General features: G+C 62.1%; 12 protein-coding genes. 10 read left to right on the top strand and 2 right to left on the bottom strand.

Annotated elements, in window-relative coordinates:
* Positions 1-74: 74 nt before the first annotated feature.
* Entirely contained in the window at positions 75-1,049 is a 975-nt protein-coding gene (locus AACW30_RS18590) for an alpha/beta hydrolase family protein (protein ID WP_200625589.1), read from the bottom strand.
* Between the two features lie 77 nt (positions 1,050-1,126).
* Here AACW30_RS18590 and AACW30_RS18585 point away from each other — a divergent pair, with 77 nt between their 5' ends.
* The 10 genes from AACW30_RS18585 (at position 1,127) to trpE (ending at position 12,988) form a co-directional block, all read left to right on the top strand.
* Complete coding sequence (locus AACW30_RS18585; RefSeq protein WP_200625588.1) at positions 1,127-3,121, top strand: PAS domain-containing sensor histidine kinase; 1,995 nt, start codon at positions 1,127-1,129, stop codon at positions 3,119-3,121.
* 18 nt (positions 3,122-3,139) lie between these two features.
* Positions 3,140-3,769, top strand: coding sequence for a response regulator (locus tag AACW30_RS18580; protein ID WP_106575511.1), 630 nt, complete (start codon positions 3,140-3,142; stop codon positions 3,767-3,769).
* A gap of 269 nt (positions 3,770-4,038) precedes the next feature.
* A complete protein-coding gene (locus AACW30_RS18575) occupies positions 4,039-5,151 on the top strand; it encodes an ABC transporter ATP-binding protein (RefSeq protein WP_106575510.1) in 1,113 nt (370 codons plus the stop codon).
* A 43-nt stretch (positions 5,152-5,194) separates the two neighbouring features.
* Positions 5,195-6,235 (top strand): ABC transporter substrate-binding protein, encoded by a 1,041-nt coding sequence (locus AACW30_RS18570; RefSeq protein ID WP_119737694.1) that lies wholly within the window; start codon positions 5,195-5,197, stop codon positions 6,233-6,235.
* Positions 6,236-6,430: 195 nt separating this feature from the next.
* On the top strand, positions 6,431-7,663 hold the full coding sequence (locus tag AACW30_RS18565; RefSeq protein WP_106575508.1) for an ABC transporter permease: 1,233 nt from the start codon (positions 6,431-6,433) through the stop codon (positions 7,661-7,663).
* 12 nt (positions 7,664-7,675) lie between these two features.
* A complete protein-coding gene (locus tag AACW30_RS18560) occupies positions 7,676-8,500 on the top strand; it encodes an ABC transporter permease (RefSeq protein ID WP_028618151.1) in 825 nt (274 codons plus the stop codon).
* Between the two features lie 215 nt (positions 8,501-8,715).
* Positions 8,716-9,864 carry an iron-containing alcohol dehydrogenase gene (locus tag AACW30_RS18555; RefSeq protein WP_106575507.1) on the top strand — a complete coding sequence of 383 codons (1,149 nt, stop codon included), beginning with the start codon at positions 8,716-8,718 and terminating at the stop codon, positions 9,862-9,864.
* A gap of 84 nt (positions 9,865-9,948) precedes the next feature.
* Positions 9,949-10,623: a ribulose-phosphate 3-epimerase gene (gene rpe / locus AACW30_RS18550; RefSeq protein ID WP_106575506.1), complete on the top strand. Its 675-nt coding sequence runs from the start codon at positions 9,949-9,951 to the stop codon at positions 10,621-10,623.
* Positions 10,620-11,438 carry a phosphoglycolate phosphatase gene (locus AACW30_RS18545; RefSeq protein WP_200625587.1) on the top strand — a complete coding sequence of 273 codons (819 nt, stop codon included), beginning with the start codon at positions 10,620-10,622 and terminating at the stop codon, positions 11,436-11,438. Before rpe ends, AACW30_RS18545 begins: the two co-directional genes overlap by 4 nt.
* A gap of 68 nt (positions 11,439-11,506) precedes the next feature.
* Complete coding sequence (gene trpE, locus AACW30_RS18540) at positions 11,507-12,988, top strand: anthranilate synthase component I (protein WP_106575504.1); 1,482 nt, start codon at positions 11,507-11,509, stop codon at positions 12,986-12,988.
* Between the two features lie 136 nt (positions 12,989-13,124).
* Here the strand turns inward: trpE and estP are convergent, their stop codons facing one another.
* Entirely contained in the window at positions 13,125-15,047 is a 1,923-nt protein-coding gene (gene estP / locus AACW30_RS18535; RefSeq protein ID WP_200625586.1) for an esterase EstP, read from the bottom strand.
* Between the last annotated feature and the right edge of the window lie 277 nt (positions 15,048-15,324).

The raw sequence follows: 15,324 nt of genomic DNA, 5'->3' as shown, positions 1-15,324 counted from the left end.
TAAACAGTTGTCACTGACAGCCCGCTATCGCAGGCAAGCCAGTTTCCACAGTTGATTGGGTTATCAGATCAAGGTTACTCAGCAGCAGTCTGCGGGTTCAACCACCCGCGAACCCGCCGATACAACTGTTCCTGCTCAGCCGAACTGTTGCCGGGCAAGGTCTTGAGTGACACCTGTTTATAGCCGGCATTCTTCCCACGCTTGGCGGCCTGGATGCGGGCCAGTGCGTTTTTGCGCTCCTGAGCGCCGTCCTGGTAGAAAACATCCGCCGTTGGCACCTTCAACGCCGGGGCCAATTGTTGCAGGTCTGGCTGCCTGGCCGCCGGCGTCTTGCCTGCCACCATCACCAGCTTTTGCACCTGGGACGGTTGTTTCTCGCTCAAGTAACGCGCCGCCCACCAGGCGCCCGTGCCGTGGCCGAGCAGCACCACGCTGCGTGCGCTCTGGGTCTGGGCAAAGGCAACGGCGGCATCGATGCGGTCGAAGATGCGTTTGGCGTCGGTCTTGTCTTGTTCATCGGCGCCCGGCACTACCGCAGGGTCGGTGCCTTCGGCTTCGGCGCTGGCGGCTTGTTCGATGGGTTTGGCCGCGGTGCTGCCGTCTTTGCTGCTGGTATCGACGGCGGCCTTGGGCGATTCCAGGACGCGCGGCGGCAAGGTGTCGACGTTCACGTCCGGCAGCGACAGGCTCAGCGTGGCCCAGTTGGCGTCGGGTAATTTGCGCCGCAACGGTGCGATTGCTTGCGGCCAGTCAGCGCTTTCCCCGGCGCCCGGCACGATAATCACCACGCCTTCGGGCTCGGCGCTGTTGGCCGGCTTCCACAGGGCCAGGAATGAATCGCTGCCGGCCTGCAATTGTTGCTGTTCCTGTTGCGGAACCTGACGCTCCAGGGCGCTGGCTTCTTCCTGGCTGCGCTCGGGCAGAGGTTGGCGTTCAGCCGGTTTTTCGGCGGCGGGTGCAGGCGCGTCGGCGGCCTGCACAGAAAAGGCGCTGGTAAATAGCAGCGACAGGCACAATGCTGGCAGTGCCGAACGGTGGATAAAGGGCATCGTTAATTCCCGGCCAGAAGTGATTCCAGCAGCCTAATGGGTTGGTCAGTATTTGTCAGTGATGTGAGACGTGGATCATGGGTTTTCGCTGTCTGCTGGTTATCGGCGGTTTGTGCTTTGCCTTGATGGCGAATGCTGCGCCCGCGCCTGCCATACCGCAGGCGCCGCTCAATGCGCAGCAGCGTGAGTGGCTGGCCCAGCATCCGGAGCTGCGCGTGGGCCTGGTATTGCAGGCGCCGTACGCGCAATACGATCGGCGCCTGCAGCGCTTGTCCGGGGCCAATGTCGAGCTGATGCAATGGTTGGCCAAGGCGCTGAACATCGAGCTGACCTGGCGCAACTTCCCCAGCCAGGAGCAATTGGACGCTGCTGTGCGCGACGGCGAGGTGGATATCGCCCCCGGCCTGCAGCAAACACCGGCCGGCTTGCGCCTGTGGTTATTCAGCGACCCTTATATGCGCGTGCCCCAGCATATCGTCGGCATCCGCGAAGGCGGCGGCGCGGTAGAGCTGGAAAAACTCGACGAGCTTTCTCGCGTTGCCGTACGCATGCCCAGCACGGTGGCCGATTACCTGCGCAGCAATTATCCCAACCTCAACCTGCAAGGCGTGCCCATGGAGCGCCAGGCCCTGCAATTGCTGGTGAGCCAGCAGGCGCGTTATGCCGTGGTGGATGAGGCGCAATTGAGCCGCTTGGCCGGTGAGGCCGAGTTTGCCGGGCTGACGGTGGTCGGCGACATCGGCCTGCCGCAATTGCTGCGCGTGGCCACCCGCCGCGAATGGCCGGAACTGGCGGGCATCATGCAAAGCGCGTTGCGCGCGATACCGGCCCGCGACCTCGACCAATTGCACAGCCGCTGGCTGCAACCTAAATACCCGCAACTGACGCAATCGCCGGGCCTGTGGCAAAACCTCAGCCTGCTGTTGGCGATGTTTTTGCTCGCCAGCCTCGCAGTGGTGTTCTGGCAACGCCGCCACCAGCGCGTGCTCGAACACCACCTGCTGGCTGCCCGTGAAGAAAGTGCCGCACGCGCTGCCGGCGCCGAGGCCTTGCGGCTGACGCAATTCTCCATCGATCAAAGCACCGTCGGCATCCTGTGGGTCAATTGGGACAGCCATGTGCGTTACGCCAACCGCGCCGCCGAAACCATGCTGGGCTATGGGCCGGGCGCGCTGATCGAGCGACCGCTGATCGATTTCGACCCGACCCTGAACATGGACCGCTGGCTCAATGTGTGGAAGCGCGCGCGTGCCAGCGAGGAAGGCCCGCAAACCTTCGCGACCGATTGCGTGCGCGCCGACGGCAGCATCCTGCCGGCCGACGTGTCGTTGAGTTTCCTGCGCTTTGCCGATGCCGAATACCTGGTGGTCTACCTGAATGACGTCACCGAGCGCCGCCGTTATGTGGCCGCCTTGCAGCAAAGCGAAACACAACTGCGCGAGCTGTCGGCCCACCTGGAAACCGTGCGCGAAGAAGAAAAGGCGCGTATCGCCCGTGAGGTGCACGACGAACTCGGGCAGATGCTCACGGTACTCAAGCTGGAAACCTCGATGTGCGAGCTGGCCTATGCCCAACTGGACCCAGGCCTGAACGAGCGCTTGAACAGCATGAAGCGCCTGATCGCGCAGTTGTTCCAGCTCGTACGCGATGTGGCGACCGCGCTGCGCCCGCCGATTCTTGACGCCGGCATCGCTTCGGCCATCGAATGGCAAGCCCGGCGCTTCGAGGCCCGCACCCACATTCCCTGCCTGGTACAAGTCCCGGAAAACCTGCCGGCCCTGAGCGATGCCAAGGCCATCGGCCTGTTCCGCATCCTGCAGGAGGCGCTGACCAATGTGATGCGCCATGCCCAGGCGCATACTGTCGAGCTGACCTTGAGCGTGGAGGGCGCCGACCTGCGGCTGACCATCAGCGATGACGGCGTCGGGTTCGTCGAAACCCAGGGTCGCCCGGTCTCCTTTGGCGTCGTCGGTATGCGCGAGCGCGTGCTGATGATGGGCGGGCAACTGAGCCTGCACAGCGAACCGGGGGAGGGCACCACCTTGAGTGTCACGGTGCCGTTGGATGCATAACCACAAGAGGAAGCCCCTGTGATTCGCGTATTGGTAGCCGAAGACCACACCATCGTCCGTGAAGGCATCAAGCAATTGATCGGCCTGGCCAAAGACCTGCTGGTGGTCGGCGAGGCCAGCAATGGCGAGCAATTGCTGGAGACCTTGCGCCATGTCGCGTGCGAGGTGGTGTTGCTGGATATCTCGATGCCCGGCGTGAACGGCCTGGAAGCGATTGCGCGTATCCGCGCGCTGCACAATCCGCCGGCGATTCTGGTGCTGTCGATGCACGATGAAGCGCAGATGGCCGCCCGCGCCTTGAAAGTCGGCGCGGCCGGGTACGCCACCAAGGACAGTGATCCGGCGCTGCTGCTGACGGCGATTCGCAAAGTCGCGGCGGGCGGGCGTTACATCGACCCGGACCTGGCCGACCGCATGGTCTTTGAGGTCGGCCTCACCGACGCGCGGCCGCTGCATTCGCTGCTGTCGGAGCGTGAATTCTCGGTGTTCGAGCGCCTGGCCCAAGGCGCTAACGTCAATGACATCGCCCAGCAGTTGGCGCTGAGCAGCAAGACCATCAGCACCCACAAGGCGCGTTTGATGCAAAAGCTCAACATCACCTCATTGGCTGAGTTGGTGAAGTACGCCATGGAACACAAACTGTTGTGACCCATGATGATTTCCACGCGCAGCGTGAGAATGATCGGTGGCAGGCGGCATGCCCAATAACGACACCGCGAAAATACCGCCGCGCCCATTCTTGCCGCTTGTAGCCAGCCCCTTGTAGCGGCCCTGTCCCATCCCCGCCATCGGTGTAGGGCAATCCCTACCCCGAACCTTCCATCCTGCTGATGCAAATCTCTCCTGGCCCCCGATTTCCGGGGCCTCGCGCCTGGACTACGCTTGTGCCACAGCCGTCCAAAACAAAAGGTGTGGGTATGAGCGAGGTGGATTCAAATGATGTGCTGGTCAGCTTTCGTGGCGTGCAGAAGAGCTACGACGGCGAGAACCTGATCGTCAAAGACCTCAACCTGGAGATTCGCAAGGGCGAGTTCCTCACCCTGCTCGGGCCGTCCGGTTCAGGCAAGACCACCAGCCTGATGATGCTCGCCGGTTTCGAGACCCCGACTGCAGGGGAAATCCTGCTGGCCGGGCGCTCCATCAACAACGTGCCGCCGCATAAACGCGACATCGGCATGGTGTTCCAGAACTACGCGCTGTTCCCGCACATGACCGTCGCCGAGAACCTGGCCTTTCCACTGTCGGTGCGTGGCTTGAGCAAGACCGACGTCAGCGAGCGGGTCAAACGGGTGCTGAGCATGGTCCAGCTCGATGCCTTCGCCCAGCGTTACCCGGCGCAACTCTCCGGCGGCCAGCAACAGCGCGTGGCCTTGGCGCGAGCGCTGGTGTTCGAACCTCAACTGGTGTTGATGGACGAACCCCTCGGCGCCCTCGACAAGCAACTGCGCGAACACATGCAGATGGAGATCAAGCACCTGCACCAGCGCCTGGGCGTCACCGTGGTGTACGTGACCCACGACCAGGGCGAAGCGCTGACCATGTCCGACCGCGTGGCGGTGTTCCACCAGGGCGAGATCCAGCAGATTGCCGCGCCGCGCACCTTGTACGAAGAACCGAAAAACACCTTTGTGGCCAACTTCATTGGCGAGAACAATCGCCTCAATGGCCGCCTGCACAGCCACACAGGCGAGCGTTGCGTGGTGGAGCTGGCGCGCGGTGAAAAGGTCGAGGCGCTGGCGGTGAATGTCGGCCAGCTCGGCGGCCCGGTGACGTTGTCGGTGCGCCCGGAGCGCGTCAGCCTCAATGGCTCCAGCGAATCCTGCGTGAACCGCTTCTCCGGGCGCGTGGCCGAGTTCATCTACCTGGGCGACCACGTGCGTGTGCGCCTGGAAGTCTGCGGCAAGACCGATTTTTTTGTGAAACAACCGATTGCCGAGCTGGACCCAGCCCTGGCGGTCGGCGACGTGGTACCGATTGGCTGGCAAGTCGAGCACGTTCGCGCGCTCGACCCACTTCTAGAGGCGAATTAATCGCCCCATGGCTTCACCAACCCTGCACGTGGAGAGAACAACAATGTTGAGATCCCTTAAATATTCCGCCCTGGTCATCGGCTTGATGGGCGCGACACAGGCCATGGCAGGCCCGGACCTGACGGTCGTGTCCTTTGGCGGCGCGAACAAGGCGGCCCAGGTCAAAGCCTTCTACGCACCGTGGGAAAGCGCGGGCAACGGCAAGATCGTCGCCGGTGAGTACAACGGTGAAATGGCCAAGGTCAAAGCCATGGTCGACACCAAGAGCGTGTCCTGGGACTTGGTCGAGGTGGAATCGCCGGAACTGTCCCGTGGCTGCGACGAAGACATGTTCGAACCGCTCGACCCCAAGCTGTTCGGCAATAGCGCGGACTACGTGAAGGGCGCGATCCAGCCGTGCGGTGTGGGCTTCTTTGTGTGGTCCACCGTGCTGGCGTACAACGCCGACAAGCTGACCACTGCACCGACCAGCTGGGCGGATTTCTGGGACACCAAGAAATTCCCGGGCAAGCGCGGCCTGCGCAAAGGCGCCAAATACACCCTGGAATTCGCCTTGATGGCCGACGGCGTGGCGCCGAAGGACGTGTACAAAGTGCTGGCCGGCAAAGACGGCCAGGACCGCGCGTTCAAAAAGCTCGACGAGCTCAAGCCGTCGATCCAGTGGTGGGAGGCCGGTGCACAACCGCCGCAGTACCTCGCCTCGGGTGACGTGGTGATGAGCTCGGCCTACAACGGCCGCATTGCTGCCGTGCAAAAAGAAAGCAACCTGAAAGTGGTGTGGAACGGCGGCATCTACGACTTCGATGCCTGGGCCATTCCCAAGGGTCTGGCCAAGGACCGCGCCGAAGCGGCGAAGAAGTTCATCGCCTTCTCGGTACAGCCGCAGCAGCAGAAGACCTACTCGGAAAACATCGCCTACGGCCCGGCCAACACCCAGGCCGTGCCGTTGCTGGCCAAGGATGTGCTCAAAGACATGCCGACCACGCCGGAAAACATCGCCAACCAGGTGCAGATCGACGTGAGCTTCTGGGCGGATAACGGCGAGCAGTTGGAGCAGCGCTTCAATTCGTGGGCGGCCAAGTAACCAGCAACACCGCTAAATCCTGTGGGAACCGGTAAGTGTGGGAGCGGGCTTGCTCGCGAATGCAGTGTGACAGTCAACACTTGAGGCGACTGATCCACCGCATTCGCGAGCAAGCCCGCTCCCACACAAGCCCGTTCCCATGTGAGATTCGCTGTGTTGGGCAGAGTGCTTTCATTTCAAGTTCCGGAGTTTGCCATGGTTATCGCCATTCCCAGCCCCACCCTCAAGCAGCGCCTGGCGCGTGCCGAGCGGCTCAACCGCTGGAAGGCCCAGGCCTTGATTGCGCCGCTGGTGCTGTTTTTGCTGCTGGTGTTTCTGGTGCCGATTGTTGCGCTGCTCTACAAAAGCGTCGGCAACCCGGAAGTGGTAGGCGGTTTGCCGCGTACCGTGGTGGCGGTCAAGACCTGGGACGGTCGTGGTCTGCCGGGTGAGCCGGTCTACCAGGCGCTCAGCGAAGACCTGGGCGAAGCGCGCAAAAACCAGACCTTGGGCGACCTGTCCAAACGCTTGAACATGGAACTGGCCGGCTACCGTAGCCTGCTGACCAAAACCGCGCGGGCGCTGCCTTTTACCGAAGCGCCTGGCTCTTATAAAGAAGCGCTGGAAGGCCTCGACGAACGCTGGGGCGATCCGGCGTACTGGCAGGCGATCCGGCGCAACACCAGCAGCCTTACGCCGTACTACCTGCTGGCGGCGGTCGATCACCGCATCGACGACCTCGGCGAAGTGGCCCCGGCCACGCCTGATCAGGCGATCTACCTGGACATCTTTGCCCGCACGTTCTGGATGGGCCTGGTGATCACCTTCGTCTGCCTGCTGCTGGCGTATCCATTGGCCTACCTGCTGGCCAACCTGCCGGCCCGTAAAAGCAACCTGCTGATGATCCTGGTGCTGCTGCCGTTCTGGACCTCGATTCTGGTGCGGGTGGCGGCGTGGATCGTGTTGCTGCAGTCCGGCGGGCTGATCAACAGCGCACTCATGGGCATGGGCCTGATCGATCAGCCTTTGGAGTTGGTGTTCAACCGTACCGGGGTGTACATCTCGATGGTGCACATCCTGTTGCCGTTCATGATTCTGCCGATCTACAGCGTGATGAAAGGCATCTCGCCCACCTACATGCGCGCGGCGATTTCTCTGGGTTGCCACCCGTTCGCCAGCTTCTGGCGCGTGTACTTCCCGCAGACCTACGCCGGGGTGGGCGCCGGTTGCCTGCTGGTGTTCATCCTGGCGATTGGTTACTACATCACCCCGGCGCTGCTCGGCAGCCCGAACGACCAGATGGTCAGCTACTTCGTCGCGTTCTACACCAACACCAGCATCAACTGGGGCATGGCCACGGCCTTGGGCGGTTTGTTGCTGCTGGCGACCGTGGTGCTGTACTTGATCTATAACCGGTTGGTGGGCGCCAGTCGCCTGCGCCTGAGCTGAGGAGACCTTGCGATGCTGAGCCCTTATATGTCACCGGTGGAGCGGGTGTGGTTCTACAGCTTGCGGATCCTGTGCGGCTTGATCCTGCTGTTCCTGATTTTGCCGGTGTTGGTGATTATCCCGCTGTCGTTCAACAGCGGCAGTTTCCTGGTGTACCCGCTGCAAGGCTTCTCGCTGCACTGGTATCAGGATTTCTTCGCCTCGGCCGAATGGATGCGCGCGCTGAAGAACAGCATCATCGTCGCCCCGGCCGCCACGGTGCTGGCCATGGTCTTCGGCACGCTGGCGGCGATTGGCCTGACGCGCGGCAATTTCCCCGGCAAGGCGCTGGTGATGGCCCTGGTGATTTCGCCGATGGTGGTGCCGGTGGTGATCATCGGTGTGGCCAGTTACTTGTTCTTTGCGCCGTTGGGGCTGGGCAACAGCTTCTTCTCGTTGATTGTGGTGCACGCGGTGCTGGGCGTGCCGTTTGTGATCATTACCGTGTCGGCGACGTTGCAGGGCTTCAACCATAATCTGGTGCGGGCGGCGGCCAGCCTGGGCGCTTCGCCGCTGACCGCGTTTCGCCGGGTCACCTTGCCGTTGATCGCGCCGGGGGTGATTTCCGGGGCGCTGTTTGCCTTTTCCACCTCGTTTGACGAGGTCGTAGTGACGCTGTTTCTTGCCGGCCCTGAGCAAGCGACCTTGCCGCGGCAGATGTTCAGCGGCATCCGCGAAAACCTCAGCCCGACGATTGCCGCAGCGGCCACGCTGTTGATTGCCTTCTCGGTGCTGCTGTTGCTGACGCTTGAATGGCTGCGCGGCCGTAGCGAAAAACTGCGTACCGCCCAGGTCTAAAGCCCAGAGGAGATCAAAATGTGGGAGCGGGCTTGCTCGCGAATGCGGTCGATCAGTAACACATACACTGACTGACCTACCGCATTCGCGAGCAAGCCCGCTCCCACATTGGTTATGTGTTGAGTCGGGAATAACCATTCAGACCCTGAATGCTAGGCAACCCAAAATACCCAGCTACTCTTGTGCCAGCCCATCATTAATAAGAGGCCGCGCACATGAGTACTTCCTCATTCAAGATCGCCCACAAACTGCTGACCGGCGCTGGCGCCATCGAACAGCTGGCCTTTGAGCTCACGCGTCTGGATGTAGATAACCCGCTGATTGTCACCGACGCCGCGCTGGTCAAGTCCGGCACCGTGGCGCTGGCGCTCGAACACGTGGGCGAGCGTACCTATGAAATTTTCGACCGCGTGCTGCCCGACCCGGAAATCGCCATCGTCGAAGACTGCATGCGCGTGTACCGCGAAGGCGGGCATGACGGCTTGATCGGCGTGGGCGGTGGCAGTGCCATCGACATTGCCAAGAGCGTCGCGGCCTATGCCGGTTACCACGGCGCGCTGGCGGATTTGTTCGGCGTCGACCAGGTGCCGCGCAAAGGCCCGCCGCTGATTGCCATCCCGACCACGGCCGGCACCGGCTCGGAGGTGACCAATGTGGCGATCCTCTCCGACAAGGCGGCACAGCTGAAAAAGGGCATTGTCAGCGATTATCTGCTGCCGGATGTCGCGCTGATCAGCCCGCAAATGACCCTCACATGCCCGCGCAGCGTCACCGCCGCCAGTGGCGTGGATGCGTTGGTGCATGCCATCGAATCCTACCTGTCGCTGAATGCCTCGCCGATCACCGACGCCCTGGCGATTGGCGCGATCAAGCTGATCGCCAACGCGCTGCCCAAAGCCTACGCCAACCCGGCCAATCTGCAGGCCCGCGACGACATGGCCACCGCCAGCCTGATGGCCGGCATGGCCTTCGGCAATGCCGGGGTCGGCGCCGTGCACGCCCTGGCGTACCCGCTGGGCGGGCGTTTCAATATCGCCCACGGCGTGAGCAACGCGCTGTTGCTGCCCTATGTGATGCACTGGAACAAGTTGGCGTGTGTGGAGCGCATGCAGGACATTGCCCAGGCCATGGGCGTGAATGTCAGCAGCTTGAGTGTCAACGATGCCGCCGACCAGGCCGTCGAGGCGATGACGCGACTGTGCGCTGCAGTGGAGATCCCGGCAGGCCTGCGCAGCTTCGGGGTTCCCGAGGACGCGATCCCTGCCATGGCCACGGAAGCAGCGGGCATTGAACGCTTGATGCGCAACAACCCGCGCAAGCTCAGCGCGGCGGATATCGAGAAAATCTACCGGGCGGCTTACTAACCGTTGAGTTAGGTCACGGTGCGCGCAGCAAAGCATGAGGTATACAATGCGCGCCATCGTGATTTAGCTCAAAAAAGGTGCGTCATGCAGCCCTTCGTTATCGCTCCATCGATTCTCTCCGCCGATTTCGCCCGCCTGGGTGAAGAAGTGGACAAGGTGTTGGCCGCCGGCGCCGACTTCGTGCACTTCGATGTCATGGACAATCACTACGTGCCCAACCTGACCATCGGCCCGATGGTCTGCGCGGCGCTGCGTAAGTACGGCATCACTGCGCCGATCGATGCGCACCTGATGGTCAGCCCGGTGGACCGTATCGTCGGTGACTTCATCGAGGCCGGCGCGACCTACATCACCTTCCACCCGGAAGCCACGCTGCACGTCGACCGCACCTTGCAACTGATCCGCGAAGGCGGCTGCAAGGCGGGCCTGGTGTTCAACCCGGCCACGCCGTTGAGCGTGCTTGAGTACGTGATGGACAAGGTCGACATGGTCTTGCTGATGAGCGTCAACCCAGGCTTTGGCGGGCAGAAATTCATTCCCGGCACCCTGAACAAACTGCGTGAAGCCCGCGCGCTGATCGATGCGTCGGGCCGTGACATCCGCCTGGAAATCGACGGTGGGGTCAACGTCAACAATATCCGTGAAATCGCTGCCGCCGGCGCCGACACCTTTGTGGCCGGTTCGGCGATCTTCAATGCGCCGGACTACCAGGCCGTCATCGACACGATGCGCGCCGAACTGGCGCTGGCGCGTCCATGAGCGGCTTTGAGCAGCTGTTCCCCGGCAAGCTGCCACGGCTGGTGATGTTCGATCTGGACGGTACCTTGATCGACTCGGTGCCGGACCTGGCAGCGGCGGTGGACCAGATGCTGCTCAAGCTGGGGCGCAAGCCTGCAGGGATCGAGTCGGTACGCATGTGGGTCGGCAATGGCGTGCAGATGCTGGTGCGCCGGGCCTTGGCCAACAACATCGATGCCGAAGGTGTCGATGATGTGGAGGCTGAGCACGCCCTGGAGTTGTTCAACGCGGCCTATGAAAACGGCCACGAGCTGAGCGTGGTTTACCCCGGCGTACGCGACACGCTCAAGTGGCTGCACAAGCAGGGCGTGGAAATGGCCCTGATCACCAACAAGCCGGAGCGTTTTGTCGCGCCGTTGTTGGATCACATGAAGATCGGCCGTTACTTCCGCTGGATCATCGGTGGCGATACGTTGCCGCAGAAGAAACCCGACCCGGCGGCGCTGTTCTTCGTGATGAAAATGGCCAATATCCCGGCCTCCCAGTCGTTGTTTGTCGGTGACTCGCGCAGTGATGTGCTGGCCGCCAAAGCTGCGGGCGTACAGTGCGTGGCGCTCAGTTACGGCTATAACCATGGCCGACCGATTGCCGAAGAAGCGCCGGCGCTGGTGATTGATGACCTGCGTCTGTTAATCCCCGGTTGCTTGGGAGCGGGCGCTGAGATAACGTTGCCCGACATCGAATCAACCCCTTCTGGAAACCCCATCGTGGTGGTCACTCGCAAACTCTGGATGAAAGTCATCAAGGCCCTGGCCCGCTGGCGTTGGCGCGCCTGACTGATCCTGGCCGCGCTGCGGCACGTTTGCACACCTGACCGTTTGACCCTCAAGCCACGAGGCACCTCATGATCCGCGAAGAATTCCTGCGTTTGGCCGCTGCTGGCTATAACCGTATCCCGTTGGCCTGCGAAACCCTGGCCGACTTCGATACGCCGCTGTCGATCTACCTGAAACTGGCCGACGAGCCCAACTCCTACCTGCTGGAATCGGTACAAGGCGGGGAGAAGTGGGGCCGTTACTCGATCATCGGCCTGCCGTGTCGCACGGTGCTGCGGGTGCACGACCATCATGTGAGCATCACGCTCGATGGCGTCGAGATCGAAAGCCACGACGTTGAAGACCCGCTGGCCTTCGTCGAGGCCTTCAAGGCGCGCTACAACGTGCCGACCATCGCCGGCCTGCCGCGCTTCAACGGTGGCCTGGTGGGTTACTTCGGCTACGACTGCGTCCGCTACGTGGAAAAACGCCTGGGCAAATGCCCGAACCCGGACCCGCTGGGCGTGCCGGACATTCTGCTGATGGTCTCCGACGCGGTGGTGGTGTTCGACAACCTCGCCGGCAAAATGCACGCGATTGTGCTGGCGGATCCTTCCCAGGCCGATGCCTTCGAGCAAGGCCAGGCCAGCCTTGAAGCCTTGCTGGAAAAACTGCGCCAGCCGATCACCCCGCGCCGTGGCCTGGACCTCAGCCGTCCACCGGCTGCCGACCCGGTGTTCCGCTCCAGCTTTACTCAGGATGACTATGAGCGCGCGGTGGATACCATCAAGGAATACATCCTCGCCGGTGACTGCATGCAGGTAGTGCCGTCGCAACGCATGTCCATCGACTTCAAGGCCGCACCGATTGACCTGTACCGCGCGCTGCGTTGCTTCAACCCGACGCCGTACATGTACTTCTTCAACTTCGGCGACTTCCACGTGGTGGGCAGTTCGCCGGAAGTGCTGGTGCGCGTCGAAGACAACCTGATCACCGTGCGCCCAATCGCCGGCACTCGCCCACGCGGCGCGACCGAAGAGGCCGACCTGGCGCTGGAAGAAGACCTGCTGAGCGACGACAAGGAAATCGCCGAGCACTTGATGCTCATCGACCTGGGCCGCAATGACACCGGCCGCGTCTCGGAAATCGGCTCGGTAAAGCTCACCGAGAAGATGGTCATCGAGCGCTATTCCAACGTGATGCACATTGTCTCCAACGTTACCGGCGAGCTGAAGGAAGGCCTGACCGCCATGGACGCGCTGCGCGCGATTCTGCCGGCCGGCACCTTGTCGGGCGCGCCGAAGATTCGCGCGATGGAGATTATCGACGAACTCGAACCAGTCAAACGTGGTGTGTACGGCGGCGCCGTGGGGTATTTCGCCTGGAACGGCAACATGGACACCGCGATTGCGATTCGTACGGCGGTGATCAAGGACGGTGAGCTGCATGTGCAGGCGGGTGGCGGGATCGTCGCCGACTCGGTGCCGGCGCTGGAATGGGAAGAAACCCTGAACAAGCGCCGTGCGATGTTCCGGGCGGTGGCGTTGGCTGAGCAAACCCCGCAAAACTAAAGCCAGATGTAGATCCAACTGTGGGAGCGGGCTTGCTCGCGAAGGCAGAGTGTCAGTCACTGGATGTGTCGCTGATACACCGCCTTCGCGAGCAAGCCCGCTCCCACATTGGTTTTTCGCTGATCTTACAAGCAGTTTAGAAATCCAGACTCACCCCCACACTCACCCCTTGCTGGGTCAAATTGTCATCCTTGCTCACGTTATACGCCGCCCGTAACGCCAGCTCCTGCGTCAGCTTGTGGCTGACGCCCACACTCAAGCGATCCGAATTGCTGCGTGGCGTGTAGCCGTCCAGCTTGAAATCGATCCCTGGCACGCTGTTGAGCGACATCTTCACTCTCTGTGTGTCGTTTTCGAACTCATGCTCGTGGGCTACTTCGCCAAACACCTGGGTTTGCGGCGTGACGCGATAGCTGCCCTGCAAGCCGACGCCCAGGCGCTTGGAGTCGCGTTGTTGATCGTCAAAAGTCAGTGCGGTGGAGCGGCTGTCCTTTTCCGAATAGCCATCGACCTCGACCCGTGCATAGTCGGCGCTGACGAACGGTGACAGGTGCCAGTCGCTGCCGGCGCCGGCAATGTCGTAACCCACGCGGCCGCTGAGGGCCCAGAGCCAGCCGTCGGTGTCGCCTTTTTCGGAGCCTTCGCTGACGCCCAGGGCGAACTTGCGCTTGAGGCTGTCGAAGTCCAGTTTGCCGCCGGTCAACGCCGCGTCCGCCCACCAATGGTTTTGCTGGTATTGGGCGAAGGCGGTGCCCATGTAGCTGTTGAGCTTGTAGTCCGAATCGCTGGCGCCGGCTTCAAGCGTCTGCCGATACAGGCCGGCTGCCACGCCTACGCGCCAGTTTTCGTCGAGCCGGTAGCTGCCCCCGACATTCAGGTTGTAGCCACTGCCGTCGCCGCTGGCCGAGCTGTTTTGATCATCGAAGTTCAGGCGCTGGCCGCCACCGGCCACGATGGCACGCCATTGGCCAACGGCTTGCCAATTGCCGTTGTCCGCCTGCCATTGGTTGCGCAGTTCGTCCTGATGGGCGCGCAACGTGCCTTGGGCCATCTCCGGCAGCAAGGTCAGTTCCCACGGCGCCGCAAGCAGTGAATAGGCGTAGTCGGCGATCAAGCGTTGCCCGGCGATGGTGGGGTGGACCGAGTCGTTGTAGATCAGCTTGGTCGGGTCCGGACTGGTGCCGCCAATGCCGTAGGTCGGGTTGGCGGTGCAGCTGTTGCCGCTGAAACAGGTACCGGTGAGGTTTTGTCCGGTCGCCAGGCCAAAGCGGGCCGGGTTGGCGAAGGCTTCATTGAGCAGCAGCGGAATATTCAACGGGATGATCTGCGCATCGATCTGAGACAGGCGCTGCACCAGTGACTGGTTGAAGAGGTTGCTCAGGGCCGAACTCGACGCCTGCAGCGGCGTGCCGTTGATGGCTGGAGTCAGGCCCAGGTCGGGCAGCATCCACACCATGATGTAGCGCGCGCCGGCCTGTTGCAGCACTTGGGCACTGTCGGCCAGGCGCCCGCCGGCAGCAACAGCCTGGCCTGGGCTGAGGACGCGGCCTTGCAGGAAGTCATTGCCGCCACCGGACAGGAAATACAGCGCGTTGGGGTCGGCTCGCCCGCCGTTTGCCGGCAGATAACCCTGGCGACTGCGCAACACCGTACCGCCACCGGGGTTGCCAGGCGGAATCGCCGCGTTGGAGACCGAGGTAATGGAATCCAGGATGTTGTCGGTACGGTAGCCCCCGACTGCCCAGTTGTTGCCGTCGGGCAAGCCTTGCGCCGCGCGAACCGGCGAGGTGGAGGCATTCAGGTCGTTTGGCGCAACACCCAGCCGGGAACCGAGCAAAGTCGACGAAACCAGGCCGTAATCGCCCTGGAAGGTCGGGCCGGTGCGGTTGGTAAAGCGCAGCGTGGCGCCATTTGAACCATCCGGGAACTGACCGGCATCGGCCAGGCTGTCGCCGAAAACGACCATGGTTGAATAGGGTGAGGAGGCTGCGAACGCCTGCGCGCAGGCCAGTGATAAGAGGCAGCCGGCAAGCGGTGCGAAAAACGGAGGTCTGAACATGCAAAATTCCATTTAGTTGTTTTTGTATCGGAAGCGAAACACTAGCAATGTAGTGAGGGTTCTCTGTGAAGAAAACAGTTTTTTCCTATAAAGATTTCGTCGTGTTTACCCCGTATTCGCGGCTCCATATTGCACCGCTGGCGAGGCTACGTTACTGTGCCTGAACGTATGAATGAGACCCTCCCCGTGTTGATCATCAGCAAACTCTTGATGCGAGTAGTCAAGGCACACGCCCGTTGGCGTTGGCGCGCCTGACATTTTTCTCTGCCGGCTTGGC

Origin of the sequence: Pseudomonas sp. MF6747, from assembly GCF_963890955.1 — a bacterium.
Classification (GTDB): domain Bacteria; phylum Pseudomonadota; class Gammaproteobacteria; order Pseudomonadales; family Pseudomonadaceae; genus Aquipseudomonas.
The sequence above is the reverse complement of the archived record's forward strand: the minus strand, read 5'-3'. Positions and strand labels throughout refer to the sequence as shown.

Coding starts and splice junctions, on each gene's coding strand:
- AACW30_RS18590 (WP_200625589.1), bottom strand. CDS start 1,049: ATGCCCTTTATCCACCGTTCGGCACTGCCAGCATTGTGCCTGTCGCTG.
- AACW30_RS18585 (WP_200625588.1), top strand. CDS start 1,127: ATGGGTTTTCGCTGTCTGCTGGTTATCGGCGGTTTGTGCTTTGCCTTG.
- AACW30_RS18575 (WP_106575510.1), top strand. CDS start 4,039: ATGAGCGAGGTGGATTCAAATGATGTGCTGGTCAGCTTTCGTGGCGTG.
- AACW30_RS18570 (WP_119737694.1), top strand. CDS start 5,195: ATGTTGAGATCCCTTAAATATTCCGCCCTGGTCATCGGCTTGATGGGC.
- AACW30_RS18565 (WP_106575508.1), top strand. CDS start 6,431: ATGGTTATCGCCATTCCCAGCCCCACCCTCAAGCAGCGCCTGGCGCGT.
- AACW30_RS18560 (WP_028618151.1), top strand. CDS start 7,676: ATGCTGAGCCCTTATATGTCACCGGTGGAGCGGGTGTGGTTCTACAGC.
- AACW30_RS18555 (WP_106575507.1), top strand. CDS start 8,716: ATGAGTACTTCCTCATTCAAGATCGCCCACAAACTGCTGACCGGCGCT.
- rpe (WP_106575506.1), top strand. CDS start 9,949: ATGCAGCCCTTCGTTATCGCTCCATCGATTCTCTCCGCCGATTTCGCC.
- AACW30_RS18545 (WP_200625587.1), top strand. CDS start 10,620: ATGAGCGGCTTTGAGCAGCTGTTCCCCGGCAAGCTGCCACGGCTGGTG.
- trpE (WP_106575504.1), top strand. CDS start 11,507: ATGATCCGCGAAGAATTCCTGCGTTTGGCCGCTGCTGGCTATAACCGT.
- estP (WP_200625586.1), bottom strand. CDS start 15,047: ATGTTCAGACCTCCGTTTTTCGCACCGCTTGCCGGCTGCCTCTTATCA.